Annotated in this window: 11 protein-coding genes; 1 reads left to right on the top strand and 10 read right to left on the bottom strand. The window is 62.5% G+C overall.

Annotated elements, in window-relative coordinates; all coding sequences use genetic code 11:
- Positions 1 to 12: 12 nt before the first annotated feature.
- The gene (mfd, locus tag NL154_RS09435; protein WP_434733944.1) at positions 13 to 3,516 is read right to left on the bottom strand and encodes a transcription-repair coupling factor; all 3,504 of its coding nucleotides are present in this window, start codon (positions 3,514 to 3,516) and stop codon (positions 13 to 15) included.
- Positions 3,513 to 3,818, bottom strand: coding sequence for a succinate dehydrogenase assembly factor 2 (locus NL154_RS09430; protein ID WP_210631381.1), 306 nt, complete (start codon positions 3,816 to 3,818; stop codon positions 3,513 to 3,515). The genes mfd and NL154_RS09430 overlap by 4 nt, the downstream gene beginning before the upstream one ends.
- A gap of 92 nt (positions 3,819 to 3,910) precedes the next feature.
- On the opposite strand from NL154_RS09430, the gene recG reads away from it, so the two are divergent.
- Positions 3,911 to 6,016: an ATP-dependent DNA helicase RecG gene (gene recG / locus NL154_RS09425; RefSeq protein WP_210631382.1), complete on the top strand. Its 2,106-nt coding sequence runs from the start codon at positions 3,911 to 3,913 to the stop codon at positions 6,014 to 6,016.
- On the opposite strand, the gene NL154_RS09420 is transcribed toward recG, so the two are convergent.
- From NL154_RS09420 to ytfQ, 8 genes are all read right to left on the bottom strand, one after another.
- Entirely contained in the window at positions 6,013 to 6,720 is a 708-nt protein-coding gene (locus NL154_RS09420; protein WP_210631383.1) for a DUF502 domain-containing protein, read from the bottom strand. The two genes, recG and NL154_RS09420, sit on opposite strands and share 4 nt — an antisense overlap.
- A 133-nt stretch (positions 6,721 to 6,853) precedes the next feature.
- A complete protein-coding gene (glmS, locus tag NL154_RS09415) occupies positions 6,854 to 8,680 on the bottom strand; it encodes a glutamine--fructose-6-phosphate transaminase (isomerizing) (protein WP_221146600.1) in 1,827 nt (608 codons plus the stop codon).
- Positions 8,681 to 8,788: 108 nt separating this feature from the next.
- Entirely contained in the window at positions 8,789 to 10,150 is a 1,362-nt protein-coding gene (gene glmU / locus NL154_RS09410) for a bifunctional UDP-N-acetylglucosamine diphosphorylase/glucosamine-1-phosphate N-acetyltransferase GlmU (protein ID WP_434733943.1), read from the bottom strand.
- An 83-nt stretch (positions 10,151 to 10,233) separates the two neighbouring features.
- A complete protein-coding gene (locus tag NL154_RS09405; RefSeq protein ID WP_184456708.1) occupies positions 10,234 to 11,010 on the bottom strand; it encodes a FadR/GntR family transcriptional regulator in 777 nt (258 codons plus the stop codon).
- A 14-nt stretch (positions 11,011 to 11,024) separates the two neighbouring features.
- Positions 11,025 to 11,993 carry a galactofuranose ABC transporter, permease protein YjfF gene (gene yjfF / locus NL154_RS09400; protein ID WP_011425356.1) on the bottom strand — a complete coding sequence of 323 codons (969 nt, stop codon included), beginning with the start codon at positions 11,991 to 11,993 and terminating at the stop codon, positions 11,025 to 11,027.
- A 5-nt stretch (positions 11,994 to 11,998) separates the two neighbouring features.
- Positions 11,999 to 13,003: an ABC transporter permease gene (locus tag NL154_RS09395; protein WP_210631386.1), complete on the bottom strand. Its 1,005-nt coding sequence runs from the start codon at positions 13,001 to 13,003 to the stop codon at positions 11,999 to 12,001.
- Positions 13,000 to 14,523, bottom strand: coding sequence for a galactofuranose ABC transporter, ATP-binding protein YtfR (gene ytfR, locus NL154_RS09390; protein ID WP_221146597.1), 1,524 nt, complete (start codon positions 14,521 to 14,523; stop codon positions 13,000 to 13,002). Before ytfR ends, NL154_RS09395 begins: the two co-directional genes overlap by 4 nt.
- A 120-nt stretch (positions 14,524 to 14,643) precedes the next feature.
- Positions 14,644 to 15,606 carry a galactofuranose ABC transporter, galactofuranose-binding protein YtfQ gene (gene ytfQ / locus NL154_RS09385; protein ID WP_168296910.1) on the bottom strand — a complete coding sequence of 321 codons (963 nt, stop codon included), beginning with the start codon at positions 15,604 to 15,606 and terminating at the stop codon, positions 14,644 to 14,646.
- Positions 15,607 to 15,611 lie beyond the last annotated feature (5 nt).

Raw genomic sequence — 15,611 nt, 5'->3', positions numbered from 1 at the left:
GTTTCCTTCTGATTACTTCGCCATCTCGGCAAGTTGCGTCATAACAACGGCGGCACCTTGCAGGCGTTTCTCCGGGGTCGGCAGATCGCGGGTCAGGAAGAGGCTGTGATCGGGGCGGATCTTCGCCATCGTGCCCTGCCTGCCGATATAGCCGACGAGATTCGCCGGGTTCGGGAATTCCTTGTTGCGGAACTGCACGACCACGCCCTTCGGGCCGGCATCGAGTTTTTCGACATTGGCGGTCCGGCAGAGCGACTTGATGTAGACGATCTTCAGGAGATGCTGGACTTCGATCGGCATCGGCCCGAAGCGGTCGATCATCTCGGCGCCGAAGCCATCGATCTCCTTGAGGTCGGTGATTTCGCCGAGTCGGCGGTAGAGCGCCATGCGCAGATGCAGGTCCGGCACGTAGTTCTCGGGGATCATCACCGTGGTGCCGACCGAAATTTGCGGCGACCAGCCGGTATCGTGGATTTCGTCGACACCCTTGACCTCGGCGACCGCCTCTTCCAGCATCTGCTGATAGAGTTCGAAGCCGACCTCCTTGATGTGGCCTGACTGCTCCTCGCCGAGCAGGTTGCCTGCGCCGCGAATATCGAGGTCGTGGCTTGCGAGTTGAAAGCCGGCACCGAGCGTATCGAGCGACTGCAGCACCTTCAGCCGGCGCTCGGCCGTCGCCGTCAGCACCTTGTTGACCGGCAGGGTGAAGAGCGCGAAAGCGCGCACCTTCGAACGGCCGACACGGCCGCGCAGCTGATAGAGTTGCGCGAGGCCGAACATATCGGCGCGGTGGACGATCAGCGTATTGGCCGTGGGGACGTCGAGGCCGGATTCGACGATGGTGGTCGACAACAGCACGTCATAGCGGCCTTCATAGAAGGCGTTCATGATGTCTTCGAGTTCGCCGGCCGGCATCTGGCCATGGGCGACGGCGACCTTCAGCTCCGGCACGTCGGACTGCAGGAAGGCGTGCACATCCGCGAGATCGGCAAGCCTCGGGCAGACATAGAAGCTTTGGCCGCCGCGATAGTGCTCGCGCATCAATGTCTCGCGAATGACCAGGCTGTCGAACGGCGAGATAAAGGTGCGCACCGCCATGCGGTCGACAGGCGGCGTGGTGATGAGCGACAGTTCGCGCACCCCGGTCATGGCAAGCTGCAGTGTGCGCGGGATCGGCGTTGCCGACAACGTCAGCACATGCACGTCGCTCTTCAGCTCCTTCAGCCGCTCCTTGTGCTTGACGCCGAAATGCTGTTCCTCGTCGATGACGAGCAGGCCGAGATTGGCGAATTTGATGCCGGCGCCAAGCAGCGCATGGGTGCCGACGACGATATCGGTCTTGCCTTCCGCGACTTCCTTCTTGGTCAGCGCCAGTTCTTTCGAGCCAACGAGGCGCGATGCCTGCTGAACGCGTACCGGCAGGCCGCGAAAACGCTCGGAAAAGGTTTTGAAATGCTGGCGGGCGAGCAACGTCGTCGGTACGACGACGGCGACCTGGACGCCGTTCATCGCCGCGACGAAGGCAGCGCGCAGGGCCACTTCGGTCTTGCCGAAACCGACATCGCCGCAGACGAGGCGGTCCATCGGCCGGCCGGCGCCGAGATCAGAGCGCACGGCGTCGATGGCGTTGTCCTGGTCTTCGGTCTCGTCATAGGGGAAGCGGGCGGCAAACTCGTCATACAGGCCATCCGGCGCCGTCAGAACAGGCGCATGACGCGTCAGGCGCTCGGCGGCGATGCGGATCAGCGCATCGGCCATGTCGAGCAGGCGCCGTTTGAGCTTGGCCTTGCGCATCTGCCAGGCGCCGCCGCCGAGCTTGTCGAGCTGGGCATCAGTGCCCTCGCCGCCGTAGCGCGAGAGAAGATCGATGTTTTCAACCGGCAGGAAGAGCTTGGCCTCGTCGGCATATTGCAGTTCGAGGCAGGCATGCGGGGCGCCCGCCGCTTCGATCGTCCGGAGGCCGATGAATCGGCCGATGCCATGTTCGGCGTGGACGACGATCGAACCTTCGTCGAGGCCGGCAACCTCGGCGATGAAATCGGCGGCGCGCTTGCGGCGCTTGGAGCGGCGAACCATGCGGTCGCCGAGAATATCCTGCTCGCCGATGACGACGAGCTCGCCCGCCTCGAAGCCGGATTCGAGATTGAGCACCGCAGCAGCGGCCTCGCCTTTCGCCAGCGAGCCGAGATCCTTCAGCGCCTCGACCGGCTTGACCTTTTCCAGCCCGTGTTCGTTCAGAACCTGCAGCAGGCGTTCCAGCGAGCCCTCGGTCCAGGCGGTGACGAGCACTTTTGCGCCGGCGGCGCGGCGGTCGGCTATATGCTTGACGACGACGTCGAAGATGTTGATGCGTTCGGCATCACCGCCGCCTTCGGCATTGGCGCGAGCCCAGCGCTGACCTTGGCGAGCTTCGACATTGATTACCCGCCTCGCCTCGCCCTCATGCTCGTTGAACGGGCTGATGCGGATCGCGCCGAGCGCGTCGAGCGTTTTGGCAAAAAGCTTGCTGTCGAGATAGAGCTGGCCCGGCGTCACCGGCTTGTAAGGCGTGCCCTGGGCCATCTGGCCCTTCGCCGGTTGGCCGGAATTCAGGCGGGCGTCGAAATAATCGAGGACGAGCTTGGAACGTTCCTCCGCCGCCTCGCGCACCGTATGGTCGGTAACGATGCGGAAGCCGCTGAGGTAATCGAAGACGGTATCGAGCTTCTCGTAGAAGAGCGGCAGCCAATGCTCCATGCCGGGATAGCGGCGGCCTTCGGAGACGGCGAGATAAAGCGCATCGTCACGCGTTGTCGCGCCGAAAGCGGAGAGATAGTTCTTGCGGAAGCGGCTGATCGTATCCGGGGTCAGCGTCACCTCGCTCATCGGGTTCAGATCGAGGGAACGCACTTGGCCCGTCGTGCGCTGGCTCGCCGGATCGAAGCTGCGGATACTCTCCAGCGTATCGCCGAAGAAATCGAGGCGCACCGGCTCTTCCGAACCCGGCACGAAGACGTCGAGAATGCCGCCGCGTACTGCGTATTCGCCCACTTCACGAACCGTTGCGACGCGATCGAAGCCATTGCGCTCCAGGCGCCCGGCAAGATCGTCCATGCGCAGCTGATTGCCGGGACGGGCCGAAAAACTCAGACTTTCGATGACATCCTGCGGCGCCACCTTCTGCAGCATGGCGTTGGCGGTGACGAGCACGATCGCGGCATGCGGCTTCTTGCGATGCGCGATGAGGCCGCCCAACGCGGCGAGCCGGCGGGCCGAGGTATCGGCGCTCGGCGAGACGCGGTCATAGGGCAGACAGTCCCAGGCCGGTAGGGTGAGAACCGGGATGTCGGGGGCGACGAAGCCGAGCATCTGTTCCAGATCGGCCATACGATGGCCGTCCGACATGACATAGGCGACGGGTTCTCCCGCTCGGGCAAGCTCGGCGAGCAGCAGCGGTTCGAGACCAGTAGGCACATTGCCGATCGTCAGCGGCTCGGCAATGGCCGCGAGCTTCTTCGCATCGAAACCAGGGATCATTCCGGCGTCCTGAGGGGCTTGTCGAAATCGGGCGTATAGGCGGCGAGGCGGGCAAACATCGGTGTCTGGAAACGCTCAGGCACCGGCCATGTTCCCATGATCCAGCGGACGAGATCATTGTCCTCTTCGGCCATGATCGTCTCGAGCTCGTCGAGTTCGGCTTCCGAAAGCGTCGCGATCTCGGCTTCGGCGAACTGGCCGAAGACCAGATCCATTTCGCGGATGCCGCGGTGCCAGCAGCGGAAGAGGATTCGGCGGCGGCGCGGGTCGAGACCGGCACTCGTGAGCGTGACACCTGTCATGGCATTACCTTCCTGTTGATGCGCCTCTATAGACCCTCGAAAGCGGCTTGTCAGCCTTGCCAAGGCCGCATTGTTCATCGCATTTTGGCCGCATGCGCCCCGCCATTCTCGATCCTCTGTTTTCTCCCGTTTCGGGCCTTCCGGGCGTCGGCCCGAAGATCGCCGAACTGCTGGTTAAGCTGCTCGGGCGCGAGACGGTGGAGGATTGCCGGGTCATCGATCTTCTGTTCCATGCGCCGTTCTCGCTGATCGACCGGCGCAACCAGCCGGGGATCGCCCGCGCGCCACAGGGTGCGATCGTCACGATCACCGCGCGCGTCGACCGACACCAGGTGCCACCGCGGGGCAAAAGCAATGTTCCCTACCGCGTCTTCCTGCATGACGAGACCGGCGAGTTGACGCTGGTCTTCTTCCGCGGCCAGGCGGCATGGCTGGAAAAGCAGCTACCCATCGATGCGGAGGTGACGGTCAGCGGCAAGATTGACTGGTTCAACGGCCGCGCCTCGATGGTGCATCCCGACTATATCGTCAAAGCGGAGGAGACGGAGAGCCTGCCGCTCGTCGAGCCGATCTATCCGCTGACGGCCGGGCTTTCGCCGAAAACGCTGCGAAAGATCATCGACACCGCCCTGCCGCGCTTTCCGGAGATGCCGGAATGGATCGACCTGACGCTGACGCAGAAGCAGGGCCTGCCGACGATCCGTGACAGTTTCCATATGCTGCACGAACCGCGCGATCCATTGGATGTCGATCCGCAGGCCCCTGCCCGAAGGCGGCTCGCCTATGATGAATTTCTGGCCGGCCAGCTGTCGCTCAGCCTGGTGCGCCAGAGGCTGCGCAAAGTGGCGGGCCAGCCGGTGCATGCGACCGGTGCGGTCAGCAGCAAGATCGTGAAGGCGTTGCCCTTCTCGCTCACGTCAAGCCAGAACGATGCGATCGCCGAGATTCTGAACGACATGGCCGGTCACGAGCGCATGCTGCGGCTGTTGCAGGGCGATGTCGGCTCCGGCAAGACGCTGGTGGGGCTGATGGCGATGGCGGCGGTGATCGAGAGCGGCGGCCAGGCGGTGCTGATGGCGCCGACGGAAATCCTGGCGCGGCAGCACCACGCGACCATCTCGAAATTCGCCGCCTCTGCCGGACTCGACATTGAGGTGCTGACCGGGCGCACCAAGGGACGCGAACGGGAGGAAATCCTGGAGCGCATCGCCTCCGGCGCGGCGCAGATCATCATCGGCACACATGCGCTGTTTCAGGAGAGCGTCAGTTACGCAAACCTGATGCTCGCCGTCGTCGACGAGCAGCACCGTTTCGGCGTTCACCAGCGCCTGCGGCTGACGGCAAAGGGCATCTCGCCGCATATGCTTGTGATGACGGCGACGCCGATCCCGCGCACTCTGGTTCTCGCCGCCTTCGGCGACATGGATGTTTCCAAACTCACCGAGAAGCCCGCCGGCCGCAAGCCGATCCAGACGATCACCGTGCCGATGGAGCGGACCGGCGAAATCGTCGGACGGCTGCGGAGCGCGATCGCTGAAGGTAAGAAGGCCTATTGGATTTGCCCGCTGGTCGAAGAATCCGAAGAGCTCGACCTGATGTCGGCAGAGGAGCGGCATGCGACGCTCGTCTCCTCGCTCGGCCCCGATATCGGCCTCATCCATGGCCGTATGAGCGGCGCGGAGAAGGATGCGGCGATGATGGCCTTCAAGAATGGCGAGACCCGTCTTCTCGTCGCCACCACCGTCGTCGAGGTCGGCGTCGACGTGCCGGATGCGACGATCATGGTGATCGAACATGCAGAGCGTTTCGGCCTGGCGCAGCTGCATCAGCTGCGCGGCCGTGTCGGGCGCGGCGACGAGGCCTCGACCTGCATCCTGCTCTATAAGGGACCGCTCGGCGAAACCGGCCATGCCAGGCTGTCGATCATGCGCGAGACGGAGGATGGTTTCCGTATTGCCGAGGAAGACTTGAAACTGCGCGGCGAAGGCGAATTGCTCGGCACCCGCCAATCCGGCACGCCGGGCTTCCGCATTGCCAGCCTCGAGGCGCATGCCGACCTGCTCGAGATCGCCCGCAAGGATGCGGCCTATCTGATCGAGCGCGATCCGGAACTAACCAGCGAAAGAGGACAGGCGATCCGCACCCTGCTCTATCTGTTCCGGCGCGACGAGGCGATCCGATTCCTGAGGGCCGGTTAATCGGCTTTCGAAACCGCCACCGGCTTCGGCCGCGGCAAATGCTTCTGCTTCGGCTCGGACGGTCTATGCTCGGGAGCCACGAGGCCGCCTGATATCAGGTACTTGGCGGCGTCTTCCGGGCTCATATCGAGCATGACGATCTTTTCGCGCGGCACGAAAATGAGGAAACCGGCCGTCGGCACCGGCGTCGGCGGCAGGAAGACGGCCACCATATCCTGACCCATGGCGTTAAACTTCGAGGCAATCTCGCCCTTGGCGTCGGTGGCGACGAAGACCAGCGCCCAAAGGCCGGGACCCGGATACTCGATGAGGCCGACCTTCTTGAAGGAGTTCGACTGTTCTTTCAGCACCGTTTCGAAAATCTGCTTCACGCTTCTGTAGATCGTGCGCACCAACGGCATGCGATGGACGATCGATTCGCCGAACCGGACGATGCTCTGGCCAATCAGGTTCTTGCCGAGAAAGCCGACGACGGTGATCAGCACGACGGCAATCAGCAAGCCGAAGCCGGGAATGGCGAAGTTGAGATAGCTTTCCGGGTTCCAGCGCGCCGGAATATAGGGCCTGACCCAGCTGTCCGACCAATGGATGAAGGTCCAGGTCAACCAGATGGTGATGGCGATCGGCGCGCAGATGATCAGCCCTGCTAGAAAATTGTTCCGCAACCGGGTCGCGACAGGCATTCTGGGGGCATTGTCGGTCATCTCTACTGATGAACTCCATCTCAGTCCTGGACGGGCCGGAACTCCGGCCCTTCCCCCTCGTCCATATGGTAAAATTGCCAGAATTCCAGGCGCCGCACAATATGTTTCGGCGCCAAGATCCGACCTTGCCGGCTTATTCCACAGTCACGGATTTTGCCAGATTGCGGGGCTGATCGACGTCGGTGCCCATGAACACGGCGGTGTGATAGGCGAGCAGCTGGATCGGCAGCGAGAAGATCATCGGCGCGATGATTTCGTCGACGACAGGCAGGATGATCGTCGCCATGGTCGGCAGTTTTGAGGCCGCCGCACCCGCCTCGTCGGTGATAAAGATGATGCGGCCGCCGCGGGCTGCGACCTCCTGCATGTTCGAGACCGTCTTTTCGAAGAAGCGGTCGTAGGGGGCGATGACGATGACAGGCATGTTCTCATCGATCAGCGCGATCGGCCCGTGCTTCAGTTCGCCGGCAGCATAGCCTTCGGCGTGGATATAGGAAATTTCCTTGAGCTTCAGCGCGCCCTCCATGGCGAGCGGGAAGCTGGTGCCGCGGCCGAGATAGAGCACATCCCTGCATTTCGACAGTTCGCGCGACAGGCTTTCCATCTGCGGCTGGATCAGGTTCAGCACCCGGCTCATGATGCGCGGCATCTCGGCGAGATGGCGCACCAGCGCCCTCTCCTCCTCGGCGCTCACCGTGCCGCGCGCCTTGCCGGCGCCGATCGCCAGCGACGCCAGCACGGCAAGCTGGCAGGTGAAGGCCTTGGTCGAGGCGACGCCGATCTCGGGCCCGGCCATGATCGGGAAGACGGCGTCAGATTCGCGGGCGATCGTCGATTCGCGGACATTGACGACGGCGCCGATCTTCAACCCGTTGTCGCGGCAATAACGCAGCGATGCCAGCGTATCGGCGGTTTCGCCGGACTGGGAGATGAAGAGTGCGGCCTGCGATGGCGAGAGCGGCATTTCGCGGTAGCGGAATTCGGAGGCGACGTCGATCTCAACGGGCAGTCGGGCATAACGCTCGAACCAGTATTTGCCGACAAGGCCGGCGAGATAGGCGGTGCCGCAGGCCGAGATCGCCAAGCCGCTCGCCGCCTTGAAATCGATTACGGCGGCATTGGCGCCGATCGTGTTCTCGGCAAAATCCACGTAATGGCTGAGCGCGTGTGAGATCACCTCCGGCTGCTCGTAGATTTCCTTTTCCATGAAATGGCGGTGATTGCCCTTGTCGACGACATAGGCGGTCGCCTGCGAGATCTGGCGGGCGCGTTTGACCGGCTTTCCGGCAAAATCGAGCACGGCGACGCCTTCCCGCGTGATAACGGCGCAATCGCCATCGGCCAGATAGGTGATCTCGTTGGTGAAGGGCGAAAGCGCGATCGCGTCCGAGCCGAGGAACATCTCGCCGCGGCCATAGCCGACGGCAAGCGGCGGGCCGGAACGGGCGGCCATGATCGTGCCGGGATCGGCTTTGAGCATCACGGCCAGCGCATAGGCACCGGTTACCCGGTTCAGCATCTTCAGCATGGCAGCGCGCGGCTCCAGGCCTTCGCGCAGATATTTCGCCATCAGTTGCGCGACGACCTCGGTATCGGTCTGGGTTACAAAGACCGCGCCCGCTTCGCTCAATTCGTCGCGAAGCTCGGAGAAATTCTCGATGATGCCGTTATGAACGACGGCGACGCCTTCGACGAAATGCGGATGGGCATTTGTCTCGTTCGGCACGCCGTGGGTTGCCCAGCGCGTATGGGCAATACCGACCGTGCCGGGCAGCGGTTCGACGTCGAGGCGCTTTTCCAGGTTGAAGAGCTTGCCCTCGGCGCGGCGGCGATCCATCACCCCCTCGTGGATGGTGGCGACACCGGCAGAATCATAACCGCGATATTCCAAACGCTTCAGCGCATCGACCAGGCGCCCGGCAACAGGCTGAGTTCCGACGATCCCCACAATACCGCACATGCAATATCCCCATAAGCCTCTGATAATGAGGCCACTCCTAACGGTTTCCGCTTATTTCTCAATGGCCTCGACGGTCACTTTCAATTTCCGCCGGTTACGCAAAGCTGCTCAAGCCTTCGCCTTCTTGGCCGCCTTGATGGCGAGCGCGCGCTCGCGCAACAGCGTCGCGCGGCCGGGCTTGATTTCCTGACGAGCGCGTCCGAGCGCCAGCGCATCGGCTGGGACGTTGACGGTGATGACGCTACCGGAGGCGATATAGGCGCCGTCGCCGATCGTCACCGGCGCGACCAGCGAGGAATTGGAGCCGATGAAGGCGTTTTCGCCGATCACCGTCTCGCTCTTGTTGACCCCGTCATAATTGCAGGTGATCGTACCGGCGCCGATGTTGCTGCCGGCGCCGACAACCGCATCGCCGATATAAGTGAGATGGTTGACCTTGGCGCCCTCGCCGATCCGGCCGTTCTTGACCTCGCAGAAATTGCCGACCTTCGATCCCATGGCGAGATCGGCACCCGGCCGCAGCCGCGCAAAGGGGCCGACGGTCGCGCCTTCACTGACATGCGCGCCTTCGATATGCGAGAAGGCATGAATGATGGCGCCGCTGTTGATCACCGCGCCGGGGCCGAAGACGACGTTCGGCTCGATCAGCGCATCCTGGCCGATGACGGTGTCGTAGGAGAGGAACACCGTTTCCGGCGCAATCATCGTAACGCCTGACAGCATCATTTCGCGCCGGCGACGTTCCTGCCAGAAGCGTTCGATGACGGCGAGTTCGGCACGGTTGTTGCAGCCGGTCATCTCGATTTCAGGCGCGTCGACGGCGGTGACGCGGCCGCCGAGCGAACGGGCGATCTCGACGAGATCGGTCAGATAGAATTCGCCCTTGGCATTGGCATTGCCGATGCGCGAGAGCAGGTCGAGCGCCTTGCGGCCGTTGATCGCCATCAGTCCGCTGTTGCACCATGTCACAGTGCGTTCGGCGTCGGTGGCGTCCTTCTCCTCCCGGATGGCGATGAGTTCGCCCTCCTTGACGAGCAGGCGGCCATAGCCGGTCGGTCTGTCGGTATGGAAACCGATGACGACCACGTCGCTGCCTTCCGCGAGTCCCTGACGGGCGGCCTTGAGCGGCCCCTCGGTCTGCAGCGGCACGTCACCATAGGTAACGAGGATATCGTCATAGCCCTTGGCGATGGCCTCGCGCGCTGCCAGCACCGCATGGCCGGTGCCGAGGCGCTGCTGCTGCAGATAGGCTTCGATCCCGACGCCGTCGATGCTTGCGGCCTTTGCCACCTCCTCGGCGTTGCGGCCGACGACGAGGGCGACGGAGGAGATGCCGGCGGAGGAGACCGCCTCGACGACATGGGCGATCATCGGACGGCCGGCGACCGGATGCAGCACTTTCGATTTTGAGGATTTCATCCGCGTGCTGTCACCGGCGGCAAGGATGACGGCAAGACAAGTACGTTCCATGATCTGCTCCGCGAATCCGCGCGATGAGGCGGCTTTTCTGCCTCATACTGCATAATTCCTGAAATCGGAAATCGATTTCAGGACTAGATTGCGGGCGAAATCGGTCCCAGGACGACAGGAGAGCCGTGGGCCGCGAAAGCTTCGTGCACGTGATCACGGCCGTCGACGATGACGACTTCCATCGCACGCCGCGCCGCGGCGCTGTCGCCGGAAACGATGGCATCGACGATGCGCATATGGGTATCGGCGATATTGGCGAACCCGTTTTCGGAGGGCGGCGTGCTGATGCGGAACATGCCGACCAGAGCCGCTTCGATGAGGCTGCCGAGGGTGCGCATGAAGGGATTGTGCGAGGCTTCGGCGATCGCCAGGTGAAAGCGCAGGTCGGCGAGCGCCAGGCTGTCGGCCGTGTGCCCGCTCGCCGCCATTTCCTGCGCCAGTTCGCGAAGCGTCTCGATCTCTTCGGCGCTGGCGCGCTCGGCGACCAGACCGGCGGCAAAGGGTTCGACGGCAAGGCGGATATCGTAAAGCTGCAGCAGGAATTCTTCCGTCACACCATTGTCGAAGTGCCAGGCGATGATTTCGCTGTCGAACATGTTCCAGAGGTTCTTCTCGGTCACCCGCGTGCCGACCCGCGCCTTGGCGACGACCATGCCCTTGGCGGCGAGCGTCTTCATCGTTTCACGCAAGACTGTGCGCGATACCTTGAAGCGCTGCGCCAGTTCCGTATCGCCCGGCAGGATCGAACCGACCGGATAGGTGCCGGCGACGATCGCCTTGCCGAGCTCGTCGACCACCTGTGCATGGCTCGTCCGGGTTCGGCGCCCCGTCTTGCGTGTCTCGATGAATTTGTTGCGCAAGCGAGCCGCCCCCCTCAGGCATACCTCTTGTTCAGGCTGGAAAGGAACAGGATCGCCTTCTGCATCAAAATGAATGCAAACAGCAGCAGGCCGATCAGAATCTTCGTCCACCAGCTCGACAGCGTGCCGTCGAAGGTGATGTAGGTCTGAATGAGCCCCTGGATCAGAATCCCGATCAAGGTTCCCGCCACGAAGCCCGCTCCTCCGGTCAGCAGCGTCCCCCCAATGACCACTGCAGCGATGGCGTCAAGTTCGACGCCGACTGCAGCAAGAGAATATCCGGCAGATGTGTACAGCGAAAAAACGATTCCGGATAGACCGGCGAGAAAACCCGACAGCGCATAGATCTGAATCGTGGTGCGGCCGACCGGCACGCCCATCAGACGCGCCGTCTGCGGCCCGCCGCCGAGCGCGTAGACGTTGGTGCCGAAGCGGGTACGGTGGGCGATGAAGATGCCGGCGGCAAAGACCAGAAGCATGACGGCGCCGATCAGCGTCAGCCGTCCGCCTCCGGGCAGCCGCCAATAGAGGCTCGTCAGCGTCGAATAATAGTCGTGGTTGATCGGAATGCTGTCGATCGACAGCACGAAGGCGATACCGCGCGCCAGGAACATGCCGGCGAGCGTGACGATGAAAGCCGGCATTTCGAGGTAATGGATGATCGCGCCCATGATGGCGCCGAAGGCGGTGGTGATGACAAGCACCAGCGCGAAGGCAAGCAGCGGATGGATCGAGGTGTTCTGCAGGATCACCGCGAGGAAGACGCCGGTGAAGGCGATGATCGAACCGATCGACAGATCGATGCCACCGGAGATGATAACGAAGGTCATGCCGACGGCGGCAATGCCGAGAAAGGCATTATCCGTCAGAAGATTGCCGATGACGCGCGTCGACAGCATGTTCGGATATTGCAGCGTGCAGCCGGCATAGGCGAGCACGAAGATGACGATGGTCGCGAGCAGCGGCAGATATTTGGAGTTCATTTCGGCTACTCCCTTCCGCCCTGCCGGCGGCTGGCGAAGATGGCGAACGATTGCACCGCCGGCGACTGAATGACGAGGATCACGATGATGATGACCGCCTTGATGATCAGGTTGAACTCGGGCGGGAATCCGGAAGACAGGATGCCGGTATTCACAGCCTGGATGATCATCGCGCCGATCAGCGACCCGACAATACTGAATCTTCCGCCGAGCAGCGAATTGCCGCCGACGACGACGGCGAGGATAGCATCAAGCTCCAGCCAGAGACCGGCGTTGTTGGCATCGGCGCCCTTGATGTCGGCCGCGACGATAATGCCCGCGATCGAGGCGCAAAGCCCGCTCAGCATATAGACCGCCATCAGCAGCACCGGCGTTTGAATGCCGGAGAGCGTGCTGGCGCGGCGGTTGATACCGACGGCCTCGAGCAGCATGCCGAGCGCGGTGCGGCGAACGAGCAGGATGACGAGCAGGCCGACGAGCAGCCAGATGACAACCGGCATCGGCAGGAGCGCCATCGAGCCGCTGCCGAAGAAGATCAGGCCGTCATCGTTGAAGGTCAGGATCGCGCCTTCGGTGATGAGCTGGGCGATGCCGCGGCCGGCGACCATCAGCACCAGTGTGGCGATGATCGGCTGGATGTTGAGGATCGCCACCAGGAAACCATTCCAGACGCCGCAGGCAAGCCCGATCGTCAGTGTCAGGAGAATTGTGTAAGCGACTGAATTTCCGGACACGATCGACGATGCAGCGACGGCGCCGCAAATGGCGATGACCGCGCCGACGGAAAGGTCGATGCCCTTGGTGGCAATCACCAGTGTCATGCCGATCGCCAACAAAGCCACCGGCGCGCCGCGATTGAGCACATCGATCAGGCTGCCATACAGGCGACCGTTTTGAACAACGACATTAAAAAACTGCGGCGACGTTATGAAATTCAACAGAAGAATGACAACGAGCGCGATCAGTTGCGGCGCCAGGCGATAGGCCAGCGCATTGCGAGAGGACTTCATGCATCCTCCTTCTTGTGCTCGGCGGCGGCGATGGCATCGACAATGCCGGCTGCGGTGATGCGCTCGCCCGTCAATTCGGCGATATGCTGCCTGTCGCGAAGCACGATGACACGTGAACTATAGGCGACAAGCTCTTCAAGTTCCGAGGAAATTACGATCAATGACATGCCTTCGGCGCAGAGCTGTTCGATGAGCCGGATGATCTCGGCATGGGCGCCGACATCGATGCCGCGGGTCGGCTCGTCGAGGATGAGAAATTTGGGATTGGTCGCCAGCCAGCGGGCAAGGATCGCCTTCTGCTGATTGCCGCCGGAAAGCAGACGGATCGGCTTTTCGCGGTCGGTGGTGCGGATGTCGAGCGCCTTGATGTAGCGGTCGGCGAGCGCATTCTGCTCGGCGCGCGACAGAGGCCGGGTCCAGCCGCGGCGGGCCTGCAGAGCCAGCGCGATATTTTCCCGGATCGACAGGTCGCCGACGATGCCATCGGTCTTGCGATCCTCGGGGCAGAAGCCGAAACCCTTCTCGATTGCAGCGCGCGGGCTGGAAAGGGTGACGGGCTGGCCGTCGATCGTCGCGCTGCCGCTGTCGGCATGTTCGACGCCGAACAACAATTCGGCGGTTTCGGTGCGCCCGGAGCCGAGCAGCCCGGCTACGCCGACCACCTCGCCGGCGCGGACATCGAGATCAAAGGGCTTGACCTTGCCGCGTTTGCCGTAGCCGGAAAAGCGATACCGGACCTCGCCGGCTGCAATGCTGCGCTCCCCGACCGCCTCTTCAGCCTGGGCGAGTTCGCGGCCGAGCATCATGGCGATCAGGCCCTGGCGCGGCAGTTCGGCGGCGTCGCGGGTGCCGACGAGCTTGCCGTTGCGCAGCACGGTGATGCGATCGCTAATCGCATAGACCTGCTCGAGGAAATGGGTGATGAAGACGATGCCGAGCCCGCGTTTCTTCAGGTCCCCGATGATGCGGAAGAGCAGCGCCACTTCCTGGTTGTCGAGGCTCGCCGTCGGCTCGTCCAATATCAGCACCTTGCCGGAGAGATCGACGGCGCGGGCGATGGCGACGACCTGCTGGACGGCGACGGAGAAACGTCCGAGTTCGGCGGTGACGTCAATATCGATGCCGTAGCCGGCAAGCAGTTCGCGCGCCTTGCGGTTCATCGCGCGCACGTCGGTCATGCCGAAACGCCTCGGCTGGCGTCCGAGAAAGAGGTTTTCGGCGACACTCAGATTGGCGAGGAGGTTGACCTCCTGATAGACGGTGCCGATACCCAGCTTCTGGGCGGCGAGCGTATTGGCCGGATTGATTTCCTCGCCATCGAGCATCAGGCTGCCGCCATCGCGATGATAGGCGCCCGTGATGCACTTGATCAGCGTCGATTTGCCGGCGCCGTTTTCGCCGAGAAGCGCATGGACCTCACCGCGGCGTAGCGTGAAATCAACCTTGTCCAAGGCGACAGCGCCGGGAAAAAACTTGGATATGGCCGAGGCTGCGAGAATATTCTCGTTATTGTGAACCATGAGGGCTGCTGTGTCCTGATATTTGCGCCGTGCGCCCGCACCAAGACCGGGCTGACGCCCGATCCGGCACCGGCAGTTCCGCACCGGCCCATTATGAGCCAGTGCGGTTCCAGGTTCAAATCAGTAGCCCTGGCCCTTCTTCTCTTCGTAGACCTTCATCGGCTCGTCGGCAGGCGTGTAGAGCTTGGACTCGGTCTGGATCCACTTCGGCGGGGCCTTCTTGTCCTTCAGATAGGCTTCGAGGGCATCGAAGGCGGGGCCGGCCATGTTCGGCGTCAGTTCGACGGTGGCATTGGACTCGCCTTCGGACATCGCCTTGAAGATATCCGGAACGGCGTCGATGGAGACGACGAGGATATCCTTGCCGGGCTTCAGGCCGGCTTCCTTGATCGCCTGGATGGCGCCGACAGCCATGTCGTCGTTATGAGCATAGAGAGCGCAGATATCCTTGCCGCCATTCTCAGCCTTCAGGAAGCTTTCCATGACTTCCTTGCCCTTGGTGCGAGTGAAGTCACCGGTCTGGCTGCGAACGATCTTGAGGTTGTCATGGCCGGCGAGAGCCTCTTCGAAGCCCTTTTTGCGGGCGATCGCCGGCGACGAACCGGTTGTGCCCTGCAGTTCGACGACGTTGCACTTCTTGTCGCCGACGGTCTTCACCAGGAAGTCGCCTGCGACCTTGCCTTCGTGAACGAGATCCGACGTAACGGCCGTCAGGTACAGATCGTCCGGAGCCTTGATGGTGCGGTCGAGAAGGATGACCGGGATCTTGGCTTCCTTGGCTTCCTTCAGAACGTCGTCCCAGCCGGTTTCAACAACCGGAGCGATCAGAATGGCATCAACGCCCTGAGCAATGAAGGAGCGCAAAGCCTTGATCTGATTTTCCTGCTTCTGCTGCGCATCGGCAAACTTCAGATCGATGCCGCGCTTCTTGGCCTGTTCCTTGGTGACGGTGGTTTCAGCCGCACGCCAGCCCGATTCCGAGCCGATCTGCGAGAAGCCAACGGTCAAGCCGCCGGCCGAAGCCGAACCGAACATGCAGGCAGCCAAAATCGTGGCACTCAAAAGTGCAGTCTTCAATTTCATGATAT

The sequence above is a fragment of the Rhizobium sp. YTUHZ044 genome (assembly GCF_051123975.1).
GTDB lineage: Bacteria > Pseudomonadota > Alphaproteobacteria > Rhizobiales > Rhizobiaceae > Rhizobium.
This window is presented reverse-complemented; position numbering and strand designations above follow the sequence as displayed.

Excerpts from the sequence above, each read along its gene's own strand:
- mfd (WP_434733944.1), bottom strand. The coding sequence starts at position 3,516 with ATGATCCCTGGTTTCGATGCGAAGAAGCTCGCGGCCATTGCCGAGCCG.
- NL154_RS09430 (WP_210631381.1), bottom strand. The coding sequence starts at position 3,818 with ATGACAGGTGTCACGCTCACGAGTGCCGGTCTCGACCCGCGCCGCCGC.
- recG (WP_210631382.1), top strand. The coding sequence starts at position 3,911 with ATGCGCCCCGCCATTCTCGATCCTCTGTTTTCTCCCGTTTCGGGCCTT.
- NL154_RS09420 (WP_210631383.1), bottom strand. The coding sequence starts at position 6,720 with ATGACCGACAATGCCCCCAGAATGCCTGTCGCGACCCGGTTGCGGAAC.
- glmS (WP_221146600.1), bottom strand. The coding sequence starts at position 8,680 with ATGTGCGGTATTGTGGGGATCGTCGGAACTCAGCCTGTTGCCGGGCGC.
- glmU (WP_434733943.1), bottom strand. The coding sequence starts at position 10,150 with ATGGAACGTACTTGTCTTGCCGTCATCCTTGCCGCCGGTGACAGCACG.
- yjfF (WP_011425356.1), bottom strand. The coding sequence starts at position 11,993 with ATGAACTCCAAATATCTGCCGCTGCTCGCGACCATCGTCATCTTCGTG.
- NL154_RS09395 (WP_210631386.1), bottom strand. The coding sequence starts at position 13,003 with ATGAAGTCCTCTCGCAATGCGCTGGCCTATCGCCTGGCGCCGCAACTG.
- ytfR (WP_221146597.1), bottom strand. The coding sequence starts at position 14,523 with ATGGTTCACAATAACGAGAATATTCTCGCAGCCTCGGCCATATCCAAG.
- ytfQ (WP_168296910.1), bottom strand. The coding sequence starts at position 15,606 with ATGAAATTGAAGACTGCACTTTTGAGTGCCACGATTTTGGCTGCCTGC.